Below are 23832 nucleotides of genomic sequence, written 5' to 3'. Positions count from 1 at the left end.
AGAAAAGGAGAGGAATTTAATATGAAAAAAATGGTAACGGCATTAGCGGTTATCCTTTTGACGGCTTCGTTGTCGGCTTGTGGCGCGGATCCGAAAAACGAGAACGGCGGCGCGGCGGCGGGGGATGACACGCCGAAGAAGAAGATCGTGCTTGGCACAAGCGCGGACTACGCGCCATACGAATTCCACAAAACGATCGACGGCAAAGACCAAATCGTCGGCTTCGACATCGAGATCGCCAAAGAAATCGCGAAAGACATGAACGCCGAGCTCGAAATCCAGGACATGGACTTCGACGGCTTGCTGCTCGCGCTGAACGCGGACAAGGTCGATTTTGTCATCTCCGGCATGACGCCTACGGATGAGCGCAAAAAAGCGGTCGATTTCACCGATATTTATTACCTGGCCGGACAAGGCGTGCTCGTGAAAGCGGGCGAGGAAGGCAATTATTCGTCCTTGGATGATTTGAAGGGCAAGAAGATCGGCGTGCAGAAAGGTTCGATCCAAGAAGGCATCGCGCAGGAGATCGAAGGCGCAAAGCTGACTTCCTTGGCGAAAATTCCCGAGCTGGTGCTTGAGCTGAACAGCGGACGCGTCGACGCGCTGATCCTCGAGAAGCCGGTTGCCGAGCAATACGATTCGAAGCAGGAAGAAGTCGTGATGACAGGCATTACGATCGAACAATCCGAAGAAGAAGCAGGTTCCGCCATTGCCGTGAAGAAGGGCAACCAGGAATTGCTGGACAGCATCAATACGACGCTTGAGCGTTTGAAAGCAAACGGCGACATCGACCGTTTCGTCATCGAAGCCAACGAGCTGGTCGGCGAATAGGACGACAGCGGACGGGAGTTAGCGGATGGATTTGGATTTAACGATCTTAGGATTGGATTTTAATTTCTTGGAGGAGCACTGGCCTTCCTTCTTGAGAGGCGCCTGGATGACGCTTCAGCTGTCGTTCTTCGGCGTTCTTCTCGGCACCGCCCTCGGCGTCGTTTTCGCGCTGCTGCGCATCTCGAATTTCTGGCTGCTGCGGGTGATCGCGTCGGCCTACATCGAGATTATTCGGGGCACGCCGATGCTGGTGCAGATCATTATCATTTACTACGGCTTGACCGAGTTCGGTATTAACTTGCCGCCATTTATGTCCGCGGTTCTGGCGCTTACCATCAACAGCTCCGCTTACATGGCGGAGGTGTTCCGCGCCGGGATCGCCGCGATCGACAAGGGGCAGATGGAAGCGGCGCGATCGCTTGGACTAAGCAGGGCGCAAGCGATGCGATACGTCGTCCTTCCGCAGGCGTTCCGCAACATGCTGCCAGCCATCGGCAACGAATTTATCGTCATTATTAAGGATTCGTCGCTCGTATCCACTATCGGGATCGCCGAGATTCTATACAACACCCAGACGATTCGCGGAGTGACGTTCCAGCCGCTGGAGCCTTTGCTCGTCGCGGCCGCGATCTATTTCGTAATGACCTTTACGCTGTCGAAGCTGCTGGGCGCATTGGAAAGGAAGCTGAGTACCGATGATTAAAGTTCAGGGTCTGCGCAAGGCGTATGGCAAAAACGAGATTTTGAAGGGCATCGACACCGTCATCCGCCAGGGTGAGGTCGTTGTGGTCATCGGTCCGAGCGGCTCGGGCAAAAGCACGTTCCTGCGCTGTTTGAACAGGCTGGAGGAGCCGACCGGCGGCGAAATCTGGTTCAAGGACAAGCAGGTGACGCGCAAGCAATCGGAGCTGAACCGGATCCGGCAGAAGCTCGGCATGGTGTTCCAGCAGTTCAACCTGTTCCCGCATATGACGGTCATGGAAAATCTGCTGCTGGCGCCGACGAAGCTCAAGAATGTCGGTCGCGTCGAATCTGAGCGAATCGCGCTGGAATTGCTGCGTTCGGTCGGACTCGAAGATAAACGCGATGCTTATCCGAACAGGCTGTCGGGCGGGCAGAAGCAGCGCATCGCCATCGCGCGGGCGCTGGCCATGGAGCCGGAGGTCATGCTGTTCGACGAGCCGACCTCGGCGCTCGATCCGGAGATGGTCGGCGAGGTGCTCGACGTTATGAAGAAGCTCGCCGCTCAAGGCATGACGATGGTTATCGTCACGCACGAGATGGGCTTCGCCCGCGAGGTCGGCGATCGGCTGCTGTTCATGGACGGCGGCGTCATCGTCGAGGAAGGCGTGCCGCGAGAAGTGCTCGCGAACCCGCAGCATCCGCGCACGAAAGACTTTTTGAGCAAGGTGTTGTAACAAGGGCGGCCCCGCGCGACGTTAATGTCCGCGAGGCCGAGATTGGCCATCCATACTAAATGCTCGGAATCCTGCTGGATACAGGATTTTCGGGCATTTTTGCGTATGCGGAATACGATCCTGTTATGGTATAATATTGACAAGGATGGGAATTGATTCGGATGCATGATCTGCTTGATCCCAAGAACGATTTCGTCTTCAAGCCCATCTTCGGCAGCGAAGAGAGCAAGGATATATTGCTTGCCTTTCTAAACAGAACTTTTCTGGAGGCTGGGAGCCGCCGCTCACCGAGATCATTCTCATGAATCCGTACACGGATAAGGATTCGCCGCATAGTCTTACAAACGGCTGAGGAAATGCGTCACGATCAACATTCTTAACTTCTCCATACTGTCTAACGACCGTTACCATAATGTCATTCATTTGCGGGAAGACCACAGCGGCATTACGCTGATTGACGACATTGAAATACACATCATGGAGCTCTCTAAGTTGAATGCGCAGAAGATACCAAATGAAAGCGGCTTACTCAACTGGCTGTTGTTCCTGAAAAGCGAAGATACAACCAACTGGGAGGTGTTGAAAGTGAACGAACCCGCTTTGGGCAAAGCAATGACCGCTTTGGAATACCTCAGTCAGGATGCGGAAGCGAGGCGTCAGTATGAGATGCGGCAAAAGGCGCTTCATGACGAGGCTTCGATGCTTGAAGGCGCAAGAGAAGAAGGGGAAATTGAAGTGGCTCAAATCATGCTGGCTAAAGGCATGGACAAAACAACCATAGCTGAGCTGACTGGACTTTCTGCCGAGCAACTGGAAACGCTGAGTAGAACACATTAAAATGGCTCAAGGCTGCGTGAGGATTGACTCATTGCCTTAATTCGTTTACACATCGAAACATCGATCTTAGACATCCTTGCGCATCCTTGCTACTTAGTTTGGATATTCATTCCGACCAAAACGGGTTTGCCGACCATTTTCCCAAGTCCATAATCGCTGCGAACCCTTACGCCGTGAGGGTTTTTCTTTATTTGGACAAAAAGGGACCCGTTGCAACGGGCAACGGGTCAAAGTGTTTATATTTAAAAAGGGGGTCGAGTTCTATTATAGCCCGCCTTCATTAAAGAAGGATGAAAGAAATATTTCAGTTCCATTACAAATTATTGGTTTTTTTTACCAACGGCAAACTGTTGGTGAGAGAAAATAAAGTTCTTTAACTGAAAATCTGGACAGTCAAAAGTTTTTGTCGAAACATAGTTGCATAGTAAAATAACCCAGCCAGGCGATTTGTATGGTATCCTAAGTCTCTCACAACGAAAGGATAAAATCGCTGATCTGGCTTTGAATAGCCGCTCTTACGAAACGTTGATTCACTTTCTCCGATCATCTGCCTGGTCGTTGGAATCGTTGCGAAATACCTGGATCCAGGTGGTTCGCAAAATGGCGCCTCTTCTTGTTGTGAACGACCGAGTTGTACTCGTCGGTGATGGGATGAAGCAAGCCAAAGAAGGTCGTCGGATGCCGGGTGTTAAAAAGCTCCATCAGGAATCGGAAAACTCATCTAAGGGCGAATACGTCTTCGGTCATTTGTTCGGCGCCATCGGGATTCTAGCTGGCACGGCGCAAAAATGGTTCTGCTTGCCCTTGTTTATGAATCTGCAAGATGGGATAAAAACCATTTACGGGTGGGGTTCTATCAGGAACTGCGCTTCGTGCTCGTGCAACGTGGCGATCAATGCTCCATTCTCGTCAGCACCGATCTTACGCTTGCGGCCACCGACATCATCCGTTTGTACAGCTATCGATTCAAGATCGAATGCACCTTTCGGGAGATGAAACAAGTGGTTGGTACTTTTGGCTAACACTTCTGGAGCAAATCTATGCCGAAGCTGAACCGGTATTTGAGAAAGGGAGAAGCTCATCCACTGGAAGACGTGAAAGACGAACATGTCAAACATCGGATTCGCTTGGCCCTTCAGGCTATGGAGGGTTTCGTCATGTGCCAATGCATTGCCATGGGAATCCTCCAACTGATCGCTTTGCGCTACTCCGGTCGTGTTCCCAAACTGTTCTTACGTTATTTGCGAACGCCATCCCGAACCGTTGTTTCCGAGGCCACCGTTGCCGCTTATTTGCGTTCGTCTATTTTTCGCCTGATGGCGGCGCTAAGGGAGGCATACGGTGAGGGACATGAAGCATTAATCAGATTATGCAACTCGACTTGCCCGAAAGTGAAATACAATAAATGAGTGACGACCCAAAAGCCTTCATCTTTACGAGATGAAGGCTTTTCAACTATGATTTAGAAAATGATTTATAGATTCGAATGGGCGGGGGCGTAGAAGCAATGAGACTCAAACAGAAAAAACTATTCGTATATCACAAAGTCATCATCGTTTTTTTCGTGCTCATTATTCCGGTGTACGCGGTAAATATGGGCATCAACTACTTGAGCTTCTCGTATGCGAAAGAGCAAATCATAGATTCGACTTTATCGAATGCGGACTTTTATTCCAAGCAGCTGGAGAACCAGTTCGATTTCATCCGCATCCGCCAGCTCGATCTGTTGAACGATTCGGACCTGCAGAAGCTTGGCTTCCAATCCGATTCTCTCGAAACGTCGGAAGAAATCCAGATCGTAAAAAAGATAAACGAACATCTCCTCACGATCCAAAACGCGAGCCCGTTAATCGTCAATGTAGGCGTATACATCGACTCCTTCCAAAAAACGATATCGACCGGCAGTTATGTCACGGCGCTTCCGAATCGCGAATGGGATGAAATCAAAACCATGATGGGCGGCGATTCGGGAAAAGCCGTCTATTATTCCGAGCAAAAAATGATTCTTCTCAAATCGTCCAACAACGAAAACCTGATCTCCTATATCGAATTGTCGGTCGATCGCTTTAATCAAATGCTGCAGCAGCTCACCCTGCAGAACAGCCATCCGGGAACGGCCATTATCGCCGACAACACGCCGGTCGTATACGACAAGACCAACCTCTCCTTAATACAATCCGTGTCCAATAGGCTCGGCACTCTTGATTTGCTGGATAAGCCCGTCAACATGTCTATCAAGGCGAATGGCCAGACATTTATGGCAACGGTGACAAAGCTTCAGTTTTTTGACTGGACGCTGTGCACGTATATTTCGGAAGAGGAATTGACGGGGCCGTTAAAAAAATATAGCGCATGGTTTTTTATATTATCGATCATTTCGGTCGTTGTCATCGTCATCTTTGCCTTTTCCGTCAATCGCATGATTCACGTCCCATTAAACAAATTGATGCAATCGTTCAGAAGGACGGAGATTGACTACCTTCATGCCTTCAATTCGCCGAGCAACAACAACGAGTTCGATTATCTTTACGAAAGCTACGGCAACATGCTCGATAAATTAAAAACATCGATTAGGGAAAACTACGAGCAGCGAATCGCCTTGCAGGAATTTGAGCTCAAACATCTGCAATCGCAAATCAATCCTCATTTTTTGTATAATGGGTTTTATAATATTTATCGGCTAAGCAAGTCAGGCCATCATGAGAATGCAGCGACGCTCGCACAGAAGCTGGCCAGCTACTACCGCTTCATTACGCGGAGCGGCTCCGATCAAGTCCAATTGCAAATGGAATACCAGAACGCGCTCGATTATTGCACCATACAAGGCATTCGATTCTCGAACCGGATCGACATACAATGCGATGAACTCCCGGAACAGTTACGCCATATAATGGTGCCCCGCCTGATGATTCAGCCGGTGATCGAGAACGCTTTCGAGCATGCCTTCGAGCATAGCTCGAAAGGCGGGACGCTGCACATCCGAGTGAAGTACGACGACCGCCTCCACATTACGGTAGAAGACAGCGGAGCCAATCTCGAGGATAAGGGGATTGTTCAGTTGCAAGAGCGGCTTATGGACCCTTCGGGAAACATAGAAAAAACCGGGGTGCTGAACGTCAATCAACGAATCCGGCTGAAATACGGCAGCAATAGCGGCATATTCGTATCCCGAAGCCCGCTTGGCGGGCTTCGGGTCGAAATGATCATGGACATGAACGGGGGGAATACGGATGTATAGACTGCTTATCGTCGACGATGAACCGGCCATTGTAGAAGGACTGGCGCTGCTCTTTGAACAATGCGAGCATCTGGAGCTCGATATATGGCAGGCGACTTCCGCGCAGGAAGCGATCGAAACGGCCCGGAAGATGAAATTGGATTTGGTGCTCAGCGATATTCGCATGCCGGGGAAAAACGGGCTTCAGCTCATTGACGAGCTATTGGCATTTTGGCCTTCATGCAAAATTATTTTTTTGACGGGATACAGCGAATTCGATTACGCGTACAGCGCATTTCAAAAAAACGTGGAAAATTATCTGCTGAAGGATGAGGATGATCAGACGTTAATCGAGGCTGTGGAAGCCGTTATCCGAAAGCTAGACGAGGAGAAACGCAAGCTGCATCTACTGGAAGAAGCTATGAACGAAGTGGAGGCGTACCGGCCTTATCTTCGCAAACAATATTTCGAAGGTATTTTGGCCGGGGAACCAACCGACGGTCTGGCGCAGTATGCGGGACTTTATCCACACACCTTGCAAGTCAACATGAATACGCCCGTTTTGCTGCTGACCGGTCATATTCGGAATTGGCCGCGCGAGACGACATACGCAAGAAAGCTGGAGATTCATTTTGCGGTCCAAAATTTATTCCGTTCAACGCTTACTCCTCTACTAGCCGCCGAAGAAGTTATTTACGACCGCAGCCAGCTCGTTTGGTTCATTCAGGCGGGCACAGCGGAGCGGCTGCTTCAAGAGGAACATAAGACGGATTGGAAAGCCGTCACGGAATATTTGAAAGGCATGCTCGAATATGTGCAGAATACATGCCAGGATACACTCGGCGTCGATCTCACCTTCTACATCTCCAGAGGCGCGTCCGCGTGGGAAGACGTGCACCGCGAGTTTGAATTTATGCGATCCTATACGGAAATGCAGAACTGGATTGCGCCCGATATGACAATCATCGATTTAAGCGTCGCCGCCGATCCGAGCTTGTTCAATCCGACACTGAAGCGTCTTTCCGACAACGAGCATTACGAACGGCTGCTTCATCGTCTGGAGCTTGCATTCCGAGACGGCGACGGAGATCAGGCGCAGCAGTCATGCGGCCAATTGCTTCGATTCATCAAGCAAGACATCGCGTTCAGCTATGCGGACGGCATGAGGAAATATTTGAATTTGCTGCTGCTATTCATGTCCTATGTTCTGGAGATGGAATTATCGTTGAAAGTAAACGAGGATATGGATTTAACCCGATTGTTCCGCCTCGACATGCCCGAGGATTGGGAAAACGAGGAGAAGTATTTAGTATCGATCGGGCGATTGATATGCGATCAAAGCCATAGCCGGCAGGAGAAAGGGATGCACGAGCTGATCGGAAAAGTCCATCAGTTCATCGACGCCAATCTAAGCGAAGATCTATCGCTGATCAAGCTTGCGGATGTCGTCTATATGAATCCGTCCTATTTCTCCAGGTACTATAAGCAGCAGACGGGCCGCAACGTCTCCGCCTACATTCAGGATTCCAAGCTCGGCGCGGCCCAGACGATGCTTCAGAACGCCAAGCTGAGAATACAAGACATCGCGAGCCGTTTGGGCTTTACGTCCCCTTCGTATTTCTCTATCTTTTTCAAAAAAATGACCGGCATGACCCCGCAGGAATACAGGGATCGGTACGCAGGTTAACAGTTCGGTCATAATAAAAGCTCATCGCGGATACCAATCGCAAAGAGCTTTTATTTTATTTCGTCGCTAAAAATATAGAAGTAAACCAATTAAAAGAATGTAAAAATAAAGAGATGGAAAGCGCTTTTACAAGAAACTAGAATGAAACGTGTAGGGACCTACACACATTCTAGAAGGGGGCAATCGAAATGAAAAAAAAATACGGTACAATCGTTCTCGCTTCTTCACTTGCGATGAGCATGATGCTTGCATCGGCCTGTTCGAATCAGAATCAACCGAATAACGATCCGCCGGCACAGAGCAATCAGACGGAAAATACGGGCGGTTCCAATAAGCCGGCCGACCCGCTCGAGAAATATCCCGAGACTGTTACAGTAACGCAAGTACTTGGCTTCTCTCCTCCCCAGGATGGGAAGACGCCGGCATCCACAACGCCGGAAACGAACGGTTATGTTCTCAAATTGAAGGAGATGCTGAACATCGACTTGAAATATTTGTGGACCGTGCCATCGGACCAATTTGAGCAAAAGTTTTCGTTATCCGTCGCGTCGGGAGATCTGCCCGACATCATGTCCATCGGCACAACCGACTTCGAGAAGTTTAAGGAAGACGGACTGCTCGCGGACTTGACGGATGCTTACAATAACTACGCGTCCCCGCGTTTGAAGCAATACGTGGAGCAAGACGGCGGCGCTACGCTTAGCATGTTCAAAGATAAGGAAGGCCGTATTCTCGGATTGCCGAATTTCGAGGATCCCTATATGTCATCGCAAATTTTATGGATTCGGGGCGACTGGCTGGCCAATTTGAAATTGGAAGTTCCTGAGTCTCTGGAAGAGCTTGAGCAAGTGGCGGAGGCGTTCGTCAAGCAAGATCCGGACCAGAACGGCAAGGACGATACGTTCGGTATTGCGATGAACAAAGATTTGGTCACTTGGGGCTTCGATGCCAGAGGATTGTTCCATACGATGGGCGCTTATCCGAAGGCTTGGGTGAAAGGCGCGGACGGCAAGCTCGTGGCCGGCGAGGTGCAGCCAGAGACCAAAAAAGCGCTCGAAAAGCTGCAGTCTTGGTACACGAACGGCCTGCTCGATAAAGAGTTTGCTTATAAAGATATCAATAAAGTGGTAGAAGACGTGGTAGCCGGCAAGGTCGGCATCACTTTCGGCGAATGGTGGTACCCGGAATGGCCGCTTAATTTGAACCGGGACAACGATCCGAAGGCGGATTGGAAAGCTTTCGTGCTTCCTTCCTACGAGGGCAAGCCCAGCATGCCTATGATTCCGAAGGTGAGGTTGACCAAAGTCTTCGTTGCCAATAAGGAGATGAAAAATCCCGAGGCAATGGTGAAGATGGCGAATTTCTTTCTCGAATTGGAAGATCCGAAATATAAAGACGTGGTAAAGCCGGAAGACGGCTTCGTCTACAGCTGGTACGATCCTCGCTTCTTTAATCCGACCGCTATTGCCGACGGTTATATGGCGGTCAACGAAGCGTTGAAAGCCGGGAACGCGGATTCACTCGACCCCCAATACCTAAAAGCATACGATACAGCCAAAAAATATCTAGACGGCGATCAATCCTCCTGGGGGACGTATACGAGCCGCGTTGACGAAAACGGCGGTTGGGCAACGACCGAAAAAGTAAAAGAAATGCCGGTCGTTTTCAATGAATTTGCAGGTTCTCCTACTCCGACACAGGTAGAGAAAGGCGCTTCACTCGATAAATTAACGGACGAAACGTTCATTGAAATTATTGTCGGCAAGCCGATCAGCGAATTCGATAAATATGTGGAGAGTTGGAAGAAGCTCGGTGGCAACGACATCTCGGATGAAGTCAATGAATGGTATGCGGAAAGCGCAGCGAAATAGGGGCTAAGGCGGACGGGGAGAGTTTCTCCCCGTTTCTATTAACCGTCCGTCCCAATTTTAATCGGAGGTATTCCATGAATGAAAGAGTGATGAAATTCAAGCGGGTCAAAGTGGCGTTTCCTCTGCATCTGATGTTGATCCCGGGCGTGATCGTTACGTTGATCTATGCGTACGGCCCGATGGCTGGCATTGTGATGGCCTTTCAGAAGTTTAGGCCGACTTTAGGTTTTTTTGAATCCAAGTGGATTGGCTTCGACAATTTCGAATATGTGTTCAACTTGCCAGATACGCTTCAAGTCATTTGGAACACGTTTATTATCGCTTTATTAAAAGTTATATTTGGGCTTATCGTTCCGCTTGCCTTGGCTCTACTTGTGAACGAGATTCGAAAAGTATGGTTTCAACGCATGATGCAAACCAGCGTTTTTCTCCCCTTTTTCTTATCCTGGACCGTACTGGGAGGCGTTCTGTTCGAGATTTTTTCGCTCAAGGGGCCGATTAACGGCCTGATCGGAGCGTTCGGCGTAGAGCCCATCATGTTTATGGGCAGCAACGGCTGGTTCCGGGCGATATTGGTAGGATCCGACGTGTGGAAGGGCATGGGGTATAACATGATTATTTTCCTCGCGGCCATCACGTCCATTAATCCTAGCCTGTACGAAGCGGCCGAAGTGGACGGGGCCGGCAAGTGGAAGCAAATGCTGCATATTACGCTGCCAGGCATGGCGCCGATCATTATATTGCTCACGACACTTAGTTTGGGTGGTTTATTAAATGCCGGGTTTGATCAAATTTTGATTTTATATCATCCGACGGTTTATGAAAGCTCCGACGTCATCGATACGTTCGTCTACCGCATGGGCATATTCGATCAGTTATATGGACCGGCTGCTGCCATTGGATTGTTCAAGTCCGTCATATCGACCGTGCTCGTCGGCGTGTCTTATTGGATGGCTTTCCGGTTCAGCAATTACCGAATTTTTTGACAGGGTGGTGAGAGGGCTTGTTTTACAAAGAATCGCTTTCTAGAAGAGCGTTCGTCATCTTCAATTACGTGCTGTTAGCTGTCGTTACGCTGCTTGGCATTATACCATTTATTCATCTGCTCGCCGTTTCGCTGAGCTCCAATATCGCCGTGTCGGCGGGAGAAGTAACGTTATGGCCCAAAGGATTTACGCTGGAGGCTTATCGCTTCCTCGGTCAGAAGGTTGAGTTTATCCGGTCGCTTGGCGTTTCGCTGCAGAGGGTCGTGCTCGGCACTTTCATTAACATGCTGCTTACGATTCTCACGGCTTACCCGCTGTCGAAGGAAGTAAGGCAATTCCGATCCAGAACGATTTACGTATGGTTTTTTGTATTTACGATTTTTTTTGGCGGCGGACTGATCCCGTCCTATATCGTCGTGAAAGAAACGGGACTTATGAATTCGATATGGGCGCTTATTATACCGGGTGCGCTTAGCGTATGGAACATGATTATGCTGCTTAACTTCTTTCGAGGCATATCGAAGGATTTGCAGGAGGCGGCTCTGATCGACGGCGCCAGCCATTGGCGGCTTCTATGGAGCATCTACTTGCCGATATCCAAGCCGGCCATCGCCACGATTCTGCTCTTTACGATCGTCGGGCATTGGAATTCGTGGTTCGACGGCATTCTTTACTTGAACTCGCCGGAGCAATACCCGCTGCAAACGTATTTATCGACGCTCGTCACATCGATCAACAAGACGATGATCGGAGTCGACGATTTGAACGACTTGCAAAATTTGAGCGAACAGACGTTGCGGACGGCTCAAATCTTTTTGGGCGCGCTCCCGATCATGCTCGTCTATCCGTTTTTACAGAAGCATTTTACGAAAGGCATCACGATTGGCAGCGTGAAGGAATAACGAAAAATCCGTTCACAAATTGAAGGAGGGCGGAGATGAAACGAGTAACGGAATTGAAAATGGTTGAAGGCGAATATTGGTGGGGAGGCGCGGTATCCGACGGCATATATATGCCGTTCGGAACGGAGACGTTCGCCAGAGAGCTGAATCCGAATCTGACTCCCAACCAAGCTGCGCCAATATTGATCTCGAGCAAAGGCAGATTTGCTTGGTCGGAAGATCGGCTAAGGTTCGAATTCAAAGACGATTCGCTGTTTCTTGAAGGCGGGGCGGCGGATATTGAAATCGAGGACGGTTACGAAAGCTTGCGCGGAGCGTACAGGGCCATTCAAGCGAAGAAGTTCCCGGCCAAGGGACAAATTCCGGACGAATCGATGTTTACGCATCCCCAGTACAATACGTGGATCGAGCTTATGTACGATCAGGAACAGCATCGGATCATCAAGTATGCCGAGTCGATCGTTTCGAACGGAATGCCTCCTGGACTGCTCATGATCGACGATAACTGGCAGGAAGACTACGGGGCGTGGGATTTCCATCCGGGAAGGTTCGAGAATCCCCGGAGGATGGTCGAGCGCCTTCATGAATTGGGCTTTAAAGTGATGCTGTGGACGTGCCCGTTCGTCAGCCCGGACAGCGCCGTGTTTCGCGAGCTGTCGCGACTAGGCTATTTGATCAAAAACGAAGACGGTACCGTTGCAATCCGGGAGTGGTGGAACGGCTTTAGCGCCTTATTGGATTTGACGAATCTGGCCGCGAACGAGTGGTTCGAAGCACAATTGAATCGACTGAAAGATCAATACGGCATTGACGGCTTCAAGTTCGACGGAGGGGATCCGATGTACTACCGTGACTCGGATCAATGCGCCGCGCGGACGACCGCGAACGGACATTGCGAAGCCTATGCGAGGATCGGATTAAAGTACCCGCTGAACGAGTACCGGGCATGCTGGAAGCTGGCCGGAGAACCGCTGGCCCAACGATTGTGCGACAAAGCGCATAGCTGGGGCGAAGACGGACTCGCCTCCCTTATTCCGAACGGATTGTCTCAAGGCTTGATGGGTTACGCCTTCACATGTCCCGATATGATCGGAGGCGGCGAATATATGAATTTCCTTGCCAACTCGGATCATTTGGACGAGGAGTTGTTCGTCCGGTACGCCCAATGCGCCGCCTTGTTTCCGATGATGCAGTTCTCTGCAGCGCCTTGGAGGGTGCTGAACAAGGAGCATTTCGGTTATTGCGTAGAAGCTGCGAAGCTGCATACTGAATTCGGAACCCTCATCGTGGAGCTAGCCAATCATGCGGCTATGACGGGCGAACCGATCATGCGGCATATGGCTTATGAGTTTGCGGATGGAAACTTCGAAGAGGTTAACGACCAATTCATGCTCGGACGCGAAGTGCTGGTTGCGCCAGTCATTACGAAGGGAGCGGAAGAAAGAACGATCCGTTTCCCCGTCGGAATATGGTGCGGCGACGACGGAAGCGTCGTACAGGGACCGTGCGAAACGATGGTAAAGGCTCCTTTATCGCGATTGCCTTGGTATAGGAGGGAAGCTTAGTTTAAGACACAGGAGGTGAGTTGCTGTATGAAGCATCCGTTAGAGAAGTTCGAGACCCGTTCCGTCAGTTCGCTGGCGAAAGTATTTCCCGATGTGCCGTTAACCGAAGCTACGTATGCGAAAGGATCCATGTTAGCGAACGAGACCTATTCCTATCAAGTGGCATACCGATCGGACCGGCTTCGGAAAGGGATACGCGTGAAAGTCGAATCGGCTATCGCAGAGTGGATCGCGGTCCGAAGCGTCGGCCTCGTCCCGTCGGAGCTTCCGGCGTACCATGATCATGACGAGCATGTACTTCGCGCTACGCCCGGACTATATCCCGATCCGTTGTATCCACTGACGGAGATCGATGGGGTGACCGCGCTGCCCGGACAATGGCGGTCGTTATGGATATCCGTAGAGCCGGGGGCGAATGCAAAGCCCGGCCAGCATGTCATCAGCCTGGCGTTCGAGTCAGTTGAGGGAGAGCGGCTTGGGGAGGAGACATTTGAGCTGGAGATCATTGCTGCGCATTTGCCGAAGCAAAGGCTGATGCATACGGAATGGTTCTATGTCGATTGCCTGGCGACGTATTACGAGGTGGAGATCTACGGAGAGAAGCATTGGGAGCTTATCGACCGTTATTTGCAAACGGCGGTCCGTCACGGGATCAACATGATCCTGACGCCAATACTGACCCCTCCGCTCGATACGCAGGTAGGCGGGGAACGGCCGACGGTTCAACTGCTCGACATTGAGGTGACCGCTCCCCATACGTATTTGTACGGCTTCGACCGGCTGAAACGATGGGTAGACTTGTGCCGGAGCCGGGGAATCGAATATTTCGAGTTTTCCCATCTGTTCACCCAATGGGGCGCGAAGCATGCGCCGAAAGTGATGGCGACGGAGCAAAGCGAATACAAGCGGATATTCGGATGGGAGACGGATGCGTCGGGAGAAGCGTACGGCCGATTCCTGTCGCAATTGCTGCCGGCGCTGACCCGTTGGATTCAAGAGAATGACCTGGAGCAGTGCAGCTTCTTTCATATTTCCGACGAGCCGACGATCGACCACTTGGAATCTTACGGTAATGCGAACCGCATCGTGCGGCAATATTTGGACGGCTTCCCGATTATCGACGCCTTGTCCGATTACGACTTCTATGAGAAGGGGCTTGTCAGAAACCCCGTTCCCGCCAACAACCATATGGTTCCATTTGTAGAGAATGGAGTGTCGCCCCTGTGGACTTATTATTGCTGCGTGCAATACAAGGAGGTTTCCAACCGATTCTTTAACATGCCGTCTGCGCGCAATCGGATATTGGGCATCCAGCTTTATAAATATAACGTCTCCGGGTTTTTGCATTGGGGCTACAATTTCTGGTATTCGCAATATTCGCGGCAAGCCGTCGACCCTTATCGTGTCACGGATGCGGACCGCGCATTCGCTTCCGGCGATTCCTATTTGGTCTATCCCGGCGAGGACGGTCCGATCGAATCGATTCGGCTGGAGGTGCTGCATGACGCGCTGCAAGATTTGCGGGCGCTGCAGCTGCTTGAGGACATTTACGGCAGAGCCTACGTGTTGAACGCTTTGGAAGAAGGACTCGACGAGCCCATCACGTTCACCCGTTATCCCCGGGAAGCTTCATGGCTGCTGTCGAAGCGTGAATGGATCAACCGCAATTTGAAGGAGCATACCCATCTTGGCTAAAATTCTGGAGGTGCCGTTATGGCTTACGTGACCGTATATCCGGTTGAAAATAAGGTCGATCTGATCCGCAATCCTTGTATGGGCTGGGTGCTATACATTGATGCCTTCGAGGGAGGATTCCCCGAGGCGAGGGCTTATTGGGCGCTGCAGCAGAACAATGTGGCCAAAGCGAGCATTTTTTACGTCAGGCTACCGTGGTCGATCGTCGAACCCCATGAAGGAAAGTATGCATGGGATGAGGACCCGAACTTCAAGCTGCTCATTCAGATGGCGCTGGAACGGGGCTTAAAGCTGGCATTCCGCGTATATGTGGACAGCAGGAACGCCTTTATTCAGGCGACTCCTCAGTATGTATTCGACGCAGGGGCTGAAGGGTACGCGAACCACGAGGAGCACTCCTCATTCCTTACGCCTTATTTATATGATCAGGTGTTCCAAGAGAAGCTGACACGGTTTATTGAAGCTTTCGCAAGACAGTATGACGATCCCTCCATCGTTGATTTTATCGATGCTCAAGGACTCGGCTGGTGGGGAGAGATGCATAACGTCAGCTATTTGACCGCCTCCCAGAGAAAGCAAGTGTTCGAGTGGATTACGAATGTATACAGCTCAAATTTCAAGCGGGTGCTGTTAGGGGCCCAATACGGGGAAAATGCGTTCGAATTGCCGCTGCAAGATTGGGCATTAAGGGAAAAAGGGTACATGATTCGCCGTGACAGCTTCGGAAGCCCGATTTGGTTCCAAGAGGAACATAAAGACAAGATCAGAAGCCACTGGCCGAACGTGCCCGTATTCGCAGAGAACTGCTATCATGGCTTCGCAGGAAGGTCGGAATGGTACCAGGGAGACGGATTTGCGACGTTACGAGATATGATGGCGAAGGTGGTGAGCGACGCCGAAGAGCTGCATGCCAATACGCTCGATCTGCGGTACCCCGAGGATGCGACGCTGTGGACGGAGACCGCTCCGGATTTGGTGCAGAGGTTCGCTGTGAACGGCGGCTATCGGCTTGCCCTCTCGTCAATTGAATACCCGGAAGAAGCAGCCGCCGGAGAAGATTATTTGATTTCCCATGTTTGGAAGAACAGCGGAGTAGGCATCATCCCGAATCGTCTGCGCAATTGGGATTACAAGTACAAACCGGCATTTGCTTTGTTGGACGAGGCAACCCATACGCCGGTCTTACGGATAATCGACACCGCCGAACCGTCGGACTGGTTTCAAGGGCGAAGCTGCAGCTACCGCACACCGGTATCGTTCGAGGGTGTTCCTGCCGGAAAATATTTCCTTGCGGCGGCGATCGTGAATCGTGACAATGGGTTCAAGCCCGAAATCGGACTGGCGATCGACAACGAGAAGACATCAGATGGCTGGTATATCCTTGGCCGGCTGGCCGTTCGATAGGGCGGTCTAGGGAATAGACGCAGGGGAGGTGATCACCGCAAGCCAAAGGCTTGGATGTGTTTGAAGCATGGATTTTACGCGCAAACCGTAACCAACCAGCAGGATCCGAATATGGGGAAAGCGAGCATCCTCTATATTCGGGTGCCATGGTCGCGATGGAACCGACGGAAGGCCATTATGCATGGAACGAAGACGCCAACTTTAAGCTGCTTACTCGATTGCGAAGGATCGCGGCTTGAAGTTGGCGTTTCGAGTCTTTGAAGACAGCCAGGACGTGCACATGCAGGCGACGCCGAAGTTCGTATTCGAAGCCGGAGCCCAGGGATACGCCCCTCAGTCGAATGCGGGCTTCAAAACGCCTTATTTGACCGATCCCGTATGCAAACAAAAGTTTGAAAATTCGGTCAATTTCTCCCCCCAAAAGTTTGACGGGGTAAATTACACGCAAGCGGCCGCCGGCGCATGGGCTAACGATGCGACGGAAAAGACGGCGGTTTTCACCGCGACGTAAGTTGGAAGCGCTTAACGGGAATGGCGGATGGGCGTCCGCCGCCGAGATTAATCAACTGTACAGGCTATAACGATTGCTAACGAAGAATGAGATTTTGAGGAGGAACGAAGATGAAAAAGTCTATTTTGGTTATGCTGGTTTGCGCCATGCTGCTGTTGGATTTGTTGGGTTTGTCGTACGGTTCTAAAGTAGAAGCCGTCGAGACTGTGGAAGCTACGAATGTGGCGCTGCAAGCGACGGCGAGCACGACGGGCGTCACCGGTCAAAACGATATCAGCAATATTATCGACGGAAGCGATGGGTTCGGATGGACGACCGGCAATCATGCGCTGCCTCAAGACGTCGTGCTGGACTGGGGCGATAAGAAAGTGAAAACAAACAAATTAACGCTGCTAACCAACTACGGTCCGGGTCAAGGCATTACCAAGCTGGACGTTGAGTATTTCGACGGGACGGATTGGAAGACGGCGAGAGCGGACGTTACGATCGACTGGAAGAAGAACGAGCAACTAGCGGAAGCGATTGATATCGCCATTCCCGAAATAGAAACGACTAAAATTCGTCTTCATGTGGAGGAAGCGAATCTCGCTTGGGACGGCTTTGCGATCATCGAGCTGAAGGTATGGGGCGAGCTGGCATGGACGGCGGATATGGTGGCTCAATCGATAACCGCCATCGATCAGCCGGACAGAGGTCAGACGCGGCTGACGCTGCCCGCCGTACGAAGCGGCTTTGATGTTCGGATTCTGTCCTCCGACCGGGAAGATCGGATTGCCCTAGACGGGACAATAACGCAGTCGAAAAACGCGGCGACCGTTACTCTCGTATTCGAGGTTACGAATAAAGCCGACCAGTCAAAGGCGGTTACTTCGCCCATCAAAGTTGAGTTGCCCGGCGTTCCGCCTGCGGATTACGCGACGTTTGCTCCCTTGGAAGACAAAACAAGCATCATAAAAAACCCGGCGATGGGTTGGGTGCTCTACGTCGAAGAGTTTCCTCAGCCGCTGATCGATGCTGAGGAGTATTGGAGCGCCGTCGATCCTTATATCGAACCGGCGAGCATCCTCTATATCCGGGTGCCGTGGTCCCGCATGGAGCCGGAGGAAGGCCATTATGCGTGGAACGAGGACGAAAATTTCAAAAAACTGGTGGACATGGCTTTGGAACGGAATCTGAAGCTTGCTTTCCGCGTCATTGTGGACAGCCAGGATGTGCATATGCAGGCGACACCGCAGTTTGTGTTCGATGCGGGTGCTCAAGGTTATGAGACAAGCTCTAACGCGAGCTTTCGAACGCCGAAGCTGACGGACCCGGTCTTCAGGGAGAAGTTCGAACGATTCGTAGCCGCTTTCGCCCGCCAATACGACGATCCGAGTAGGGTCGACTTCATTGACGCGCAGGGTCTCGGATGGTGGGGTGAAATGCATAATATAAAAGGTTTGAACAAAGAGGAAATGAACGATACGTTTAAATGGATCACCAATCTATATAGCTCGGAGTTTAAAAGCGTGCTGCTCGGCGGACAGTATGGCAACGTGTTCGATGACGAGCTTGAGGAATGGGCGATCAACGAGAAAGGTTATATGATTCGCCGAGACAGCTATGGCAGCCCCGTATGGTTCCCGCAAGGGGACAAGGATAGCATCAACGCTCATTGGCCGGACGTTCCCGTATTTGCCGAAAACTGTTACCAGAGCTTCGTATATCGGCCAACGGCTTGCGACAGCATGGCTAGACCGATTCATGACATGTTGACACGGGTTGTGAACGATGCCGTATACACGCATGCCAATACGCTTGACTTGCGCCATCCGGAGGACGTCGAGGAATGGGTAACGAATCATCCTGAACTGGTGCAGCGGTTCGCTCTTGAGGGCGGATACCGGTTGGTTCTGAATGATGTCGCTTACCCGAGCTCGATGACAGCCGGACAATCGTATCCGATCTATCATTCGTGGAGCAATGCCGCGGTCGGCAAATTGCCGAACGATATGCTGAATTGGGAGCATAAATACAAGGTTGCGATGGCGCTGCTGGACCGGGAAACCCACGCGCCGGTTCATATCGAGATAGACGATACGGCGGAACCGTCCGACTGGATCGCTGGCGACAACTATTATTACACCGGCATGCTGGACTTAAAGAATGTACCCGCCGGCGACTATGAGCTGGCAATGGCGATTGTCGACAGTACCAATAGGAATGAACCGGCCATCCAATTGGCCGTCACAGGAATCCAAATGGATAGCGGATGGTACAAATTGAGCGATGTTCGTATAGCGCCGGCCGACCGCACGCCAGAAACACCACCTACTCCACCGACAACAACGCCGGAGAAGCCGCCAACGTCAACGGAGACTATGATATCGGGGAATACAGTCACAGTTACGGCTGTTCAAGACGATAAAGGAAACGCATCCATCACGGTTTCGGAGGCCGATCTGCAGGAGGCGGCAGGTACGGGCGGCAAGACGGTCGTTGTTACTGTGAAGCATCTTACTGCTTCATCGCCGAACAGCGTTACAATGAAGCTTCCGGTAGGACAATTGAGGAAGATGGGAGACCAAAGCCAATCTCTAGTACTGAACGCGGGACTGGCTACCGTGACGCTGTCCGCAGAGCAGATAACTCGAGAGATCGGGCAGGACGGCAAGCAACTGCAAATGTCCGTAAGCAAGGCAGACATCTCAAACTTGTCGGAGGACGAGCGCGATCAAATCGGCAGCCGTCCGGTATTCGACTTCACGCTGAGCGTTGATGACGTTATCGTTAGTCAGTTCAAGCAAAAAGGCGATGTGACGGTAGGCATTCCGTATAAGTTGAAAGCGGGAGAAAACCCGAGTCAAATGATCATATACTTCATCTCGAGTAAAGGGGAATTGGAACTCGTAAAGAACGGAAAGTACGATAAGGCAACCGAAAGCATGATATTTAGCCCTAGTCATTTTAGCCGTTATGCAGTCGCTCACCGGAAAGTCATATTCACAGACATTACTAGCCTTGCATGGGCAAAAGATAGTATTGAGGCGCTGGCTTCCCGCGACATCATAAAGGGAGTAAAAGAGGGGCTATTCAATCCGCAAGGCGAAGTGACTCGGGCGGAGTTTCTAACGATGCTGGTGAATGCATTGGGAATTGCAACGGATAGCGGCAAGCCGCAATCGACTTTTAGTGATGTGATGGTAGGCCAATGGTATACCAATGCCATCTATTCTGCGCAGCGGCTTGGCATTGTCAATGGCAGGGGTGACGGCACATTCGGTGTGAACGATAAGATCACCCGTCAGGATATGGTGGTCATCCTCTATCGGGCTTTGAAATTGAGCAAACCGGCAATCGTCGCTTCATCTTTCAAGGATAAATCGTCGATACGGACCTATGCGCAAGAGCCTGTTCAAGCGGTGTTTGAGGCGGGCTTCATCAAAGGTTTGCCAAACGGCAACTTTAACCCGCTTGAAGGAACGACGAGAGCAGAGGCGGCCGTAGTCATTCACCGTATTATTCAATAATTAATAATTTCGAGGATTTAACGAAAGAGCACCACACAAGGAGGCCATTGAAAAAGTCTCAGGTGATGTACGGCTGAACCAATTGGCCGATTTCATCGAAGATCAATCCGGACGGTCTATCGATCCTTCATTCGCCAAATTGTTGATTTCGGAAATTGATTTTATTCGTGAAGAGATACGATAACGATAGATAAACGGAATAAGAGGACTATTCGAATAGAGAGAAGGGGCTGTCTCAAAAGTCATTAATGACTTCGGGAAGCCCCTTATTCATTATCGCCATCCAGTTCTACGCGGGTCAGATTGCCGTATATGCGCTCGACATACTTCTACCGGATTTTCAGTGCGCCCAGCATGGGCGCTATCTCTAGGGTTCAAGTCCCGAATGGTGAAGGCAGTGTACGGAAGGCGAAGTAACTTCGCAACCTTGCTCGAGAGAGGAAGCTGAACGTACAGAAGTCAGCAGAAGCCATACTAATTAAAGCTTGCAAGGTATTCTGATGGCGACATATTATAAGTCTTTTTGAACATTCTGCTGAAGTAAAGCTGATCCTCGAAGCCCACAAGGCTTGAGATTTGCTGGATATTCAAGCGGGTATGCTTCATCAGATCACATGCCTTCTGCAATCTGAACCGGTTCAAGTACTGGAGAGGTGTCGTATCCGTAATCCTCTTAAATAAAGTGGTATATCTGTCCGTGCTCAGATGAGCAATATCGGCAAGATTCTTCACGTAGATGTCCTTGGCATAGTGCTCGTGGATGTACTTAATCGATTCATAAATCTCTTTTCTGTTTTTGTCGGAATACATATCCGTTCGCTGGTGAATCAGTCTTGATATCATCGAACATAAATAAGAGAGAAGCGAGGCAGAAGCAAGCTCGAATCCAGCCTTCTTATCGCGGACCTCATTCATCATATTTTCGAATAGATTAGCCACCTCGAGATGAATGCCTATATAGAAAATGCGCTCTTCAAATAAATTGGCGTTTTGAAGAAGCTCAGCGACACCTCGGCCGGTAAAGTGTACCCAGTAACAGTGGAATTTCTGTTCTTCATAATGACCAAAATATTGCTCCTCGTGCGGATGATAGAGGAACACACTGCCCGGTTGCAAAATGTAATCTTGCCCTTTACTGCGCACCGTCATGGGGCCTGATGAATTGTAGACAAGGTAAAAATCCTTACGTCCTCCCTTGCGATGGCTCATTTTGTAGAAGGCTTCAAACGCATAGAAACCAACCGAGTTTACGAGCAAATAGCTACTTAAGTCCACGCATCCATTGTCATCTTCGTCCGGCACCCGGTACATGCTACTAAACTTCATCTCGTTCATCCTCCCGGATTCATCTTAGCATAATAGTGCTAAATAGAAGGATACGTGAAATATCCATATATACAAGGAGAATATACATATGGATCCGATCATGAGCGATCTATAATTCAAGTGTCACTAACTTTTACGCTTTGGAGGGATCGCAATGAATATCTCACTGGGATTAGAGAATGCTAGCTATAAGTACATTCATGGAGTTTTAAACAAATTCGTGCTGCCTTTTGATGAGTATAAGGAAATCTCACTTGTGTGCGGAAGAAACGATCGGGCTGCCGTTCAGTTGCTCGTCTATTCCGAACAGGAAATGCTGGTATGTGTAAATGAGGATGCCGCCTTCTATGAGAGGGGCCCCATCGACATCGTACGCGTGGATGTGGATGTGCCAGGCTTGAAGAAAGGAAGCATCACAGCGAATCTGATTGGTCTTGTGGAGGATGATGATCGGCAGTTAAAGTCCGATATTATTTTGAAGCAGCCCTTCATCCATGTAGAAGGAAGAAGAGTACAGCCCATTTGGATTGAAGTTGAGATCGATCAGGATGTTGAGCCTGGCCGTTATCTGCCTCAAATCAGTGTGCTCGGACATCGCATGTTCGAGGATGAGTCACTAATCAGAAAGTTAACGTTCGAGATACAGGTAATGAACACCACACTCAGCGATGCAAAGGATTATTCGTTTAACCTGGATCTGTGGCAACACAATTCCAATATCGCCAGGAAGTATGATTTAGCCCTATGGAGCAATGAACACTTCGATCTTATGGAGCACTATATTTCCTCTTTGGCCGACCTAGGACAAAAGGCTCTAACTGTTATTGTTTCCGAAATCCCATGGTCGGGGCAATTCTCCAGCTATGACCGGATCGATCCCGCGAACCTGTTTGAATATAATATTGTCAAAGTTAACAAGTTGGAGAATGGCGAGTGGTCCTTCGATTTCGAAGCACTGAATCGATATGTTGAATTGGGCATGAAGTATGGAATTAATCAGGAAATTGAAGTGTTCGGCCTGATCAATATTTGGGTTCTGGAGGATGCCGGCTTCGGCGGAGTCATAGAGGATTACAAGGATGCCGTACGGATCAGATATTGGGATGAGCGTAACCAGGTCTACAAATACATGAGACGAAGGAAGGATTTAGAAACCTATGTTCGTGCATTAGAGCATAACTTCATTACTAAAGGCTGGATCAACAAAGTAAGGGTCATCGCAGACGAGCCCTCTGATATTGAGCTCTTCACGATACGCCTTAACGAGCTGAAGAAGATGGCGCCTTCCTTCAAATATAAAGCTGCCATTAATCACTCGTCTTTCATCGAACAGGAAATTGAAGGCATTCTGGATTACGTTCCAATCCTGAATTGTATCGCGGGTGAATTTGAGAAAATTAAGAGCTTGAAAAATAACATCAACGGGAAGATGACCTATTATGTCTGCTGCGGACCTGAGTTGCCTAATACCTTCATTCGCTCTCATTTGCTAGAAAGCAGGCTCATCCCGTGGCTAGCCTTCTACATGAATATGGATGGCTTCTTGCGATGGAATTACACGGTGTGGCCGAATGATCCTCTGCGGAAAATCTCTTACCATTATCCGATTTATCCAGCAGGCGATACCAACTTTGTCTATCCCGGTAAGGATGGCAAGCCCATGCTCACCCTGAGGTATAAGCTGCTTCAGAAAGGGATTCGCGATTACGAAATCATCCATAAGTACCTGAACCAGGGTGGAGACAGGGAGAAGATTGAACAGTTGATGAGGAAAGTATTCTTGTGGAAATCCATAGATGAGCTTCATCCCAACGCAAGAAAAACCAGAGAAGAACTCTTTTCACTAGAAGATAAAGACTACGAGGATATTATTTCTGAAATTCTTACAGAAATCGTCCAAGGAGGCCCTCTATGAGAATTGGCATAATCGGATACGGAACTCGAGTCTTCTTAGCGCACTACTGTGCCTAAAAGCGAATGAATCTGCTAATACGAATACGTTCTGTAACTCGGTACGATGGTAGCTTGGTTGATTGAAATACGTGGTTTAATATCCCTTTTAATACAATAATC

At 50.1% G+C, this 23832-nt stretch carries 17 protein-coding genes and 1 pseudogene; 17 read left to right on the top strand and 1 reads right to left on the bottom strand.

Annotated elements, in window-relative coordinates:
* The first annotated feature begins 21 nt into the window (after positions 1 to 21).
* The 16 genes and pseudogenes from RB620_RS09690 to RB620_RS09615 all read left to right on the top strand — a co-directional run bounded on the left by RB620_RS09690 (position 22) and on the right by RB620_RS09615 (position 20433).
* Positions 22 to 831: a transporter substrate-binding domain-containing protein gene (locus tag RB620_RS09690; RefSeq protein ID WP_308093838.1), complete on the top strand. Its 810-nt coding sequence runs from the start codon at positions 22 to 24 to the stop codon at positions 829 to 831.
* A 25-nt stretch (positions 832 to 856) separates the two neighbouring features.
* Positions 857 to 1534 (top strand): amino acid ABC transporter permease, encoded by a 678-nt coding sequence (locus RB620_RS09685; protein ID WP_308093836.1) that lies wholly within the window; start codon positions 857 to 859, stop codon positions 1532 to 1534.
* Positions 1527 to 2249, top strand: a complete 723-nt coding sequence (locus RB620_RS09680) for an amino acid ABC transporter ATP-binding protein (RefSeq protein ID WP_308093834.1) — start codon at positions 1527 to 1529, stop codon at positions 2247 to 2249. The genes RB620_RS09685 and RB620_RS09680 overlap by 8 nt, the downstream gene beginning before the upstream one ends.
* Before the next feature lie 161 nt (positions 2250 to 2410).
* Positions 2411 to 3086: pseudogene (locus RB620_RS09675) on the top strand (Rpn family recombination-promoting nuclease/putative transposase).
* A gap of 872 nt (positions 3087 to 3958) precedes the next feature.
* The gene (locus RB620_RS09670; protein WP_308093832.1) at positions 3959 to 4108 is read left to right on the top strand and encodes a hypothetical protein; all 150 of its coding nucleotides are present in this window, start codon (positions 3959 to 3961) and stop codon (positions 4106 to 4108) included.
* 18 nt (positions 4109 to 4126) lie between these two features.
* Positions 4127 to 4495 carry a hypothetical protein gene (locus RB620_RS09665; protein WP_308093831.1) on the top strand — a complete coding sequence of 123 codons (369 nt, stop codon included), beginning with the start codon at positions 4127 to 4129 and terminating at the stop codon, positions 4493 to 4495.
* A gap of 98 nt (positions 4496 to 4593) precedes the next feature.
* Entirely contained in the window at positions 4594 to 6324 is a 1731-nt protein-coding gene (locus RB620_RS09660; protein WP_308093830.1) for a sensor histidine kinase, read from the top strand.
* The gene (locus RB620_RS09655) at positions 6317 to 7990 is read left to right on the top strand and encodes a response regulator transcription factor (RefSeq protein WP_308093829.1); all 1674 of its coding nucleotides are present in this window, start codon (positions 6317 to 6319) and stop codon (positions 7988 to 7990) included. The genes RB620_RS09660 and RB620_RS09655 overlap by 8 nt, the downstream gene beginning before the upstream one ends.
* Positions 7991 to 8178: 188 nt before the next feature.
* Positions 8179 to 9861 (top strand): extracellular solute-binding protein, encoded by a 1683-nt coding sequence (locus RB620_RS09650; protein ID WP_308093828.1) that lies wholly within the window; start codon positions 8179 to 8181, stop codon positions 9859 to 9861.
* Positions 9862 to 9935: 74 nt separating this feature from the next.
* Positions 9936 to 10847, top strand: a complete 912-nt coding sequence (locus tag RB620_RS09645; RefSeq protein ID WP_308093827.1) for an ABC transporter permease — start codon at positions 9936 to 9938, stop codon at positions 10845 to 10847.
* Between the two features lie 17 nt (positions 10848 to 10864).
* Positions 10865 to 11749, top strand: a complete 885-nt coding sequence (locus RB620_RS09640; protein WP_308093826.1) for a carbohydrate ABC transporter permease — start codon at positions 10865 to 10867, stop codon at positions 11747 to 11749.
* Between the two features lie 35 nt (positions 11750 to 11784).
* Positions 11785 to 13314: a glycoside hydrolase family 31 protein gene (locus RB620_RS09635; RefSeq protein ID WP_308093825.1), complete on the top strand. Its 1530-nt coding sequence runs from the start codon at positions 11785 to 11787 to the stop codon at positions 13312 to 13314.
* Between the two features lie 27 nt (positions 13315 to 13341).
* Positions 13342 to 15009, top strand: a complete 1668-nt coding sequence (locus RB620_RS09630; protein WP_308093824.1) for a DUF4091 domain-containing protein — start codon at positions 13342 to 13344, stop codon at positions 15007 to 15009.
* Positions 15010 to 15027: 18 nt separating this feature from the next.
* A complete protein-coding gene (locus RB620_RS09625; RefSeq protein WP_308093822.1) occupies positions 15028 to 16413 on the top strand; it encodes a hypothetical protein in 1386 nt (461 codons plus the stop codon).
* 235 nt (positions 16414 to 16648) lie between these two features.
* Entirely contained in the window at positions 16649 to 16924 is a 276-nt protein-coding gene (locus tag RB620_RS09620) for a hypothetical protein (RefSeq protein ID WP_308093820.1), read from the top strand.
* 110 nt (positions 16925 to 17034) lie between these two features.
* Positions 17035 to 20433: an S-layer homology domain-containing protein gene (locus tag RB620_RS09615; RefSeq protein ID WP_308093818.1), complete on the top strand. Its 3399-nt coding sequence runs from the start codon at positions 17035 to 17037 to the stop codon at positions 20431 to 20433.
* A gap of 474 nt (positions 20434 to 20907) precedes the next feature.
* Here the strand turns inward: RB620_RS09615 and RB620_RS09610 are convergent, their stop codons facing one another.
* Entirely contained in the window at positions 20908 to 21759 is an 852-nt protein-coding gene (locus RB620_RS09610; RefSeq protein WP_308093816.1) for an AraC family transcriptional regulator, read from the bottom strand.
* Positions 21760 to 21913: 154 nt separating this feature from the next.
* Between RB620_RS09610 and RB620_RS09605 the strand changes: the two genes are divergently transcribed.
* Entirely contained in the window at positions 21914 to 23674 is a 1761-nt protein-coding gene (locus tag RB620_RS09605) for a DUF4091 domain-containing protein (protein WP_308093815.1), read from the top strand.
* Positions 23675 to 23832 lie beyond the last annotated feature (158 nt).

Source organism: Paenibacillus sp. LHD-117 (assembly GCF_030929555.1).
In the GTDB taxonomy this organism is placed as follows: domain Bacteria; phylum Bacillota; class Bacilli; order Paenibacillales; family Paenibacillaceae; genus Pristimantibacillus.
Note: the sequence above shows the minus strand (reverse complement) of the source record. Positions and strands in the feature narration are given on the sequence as shown.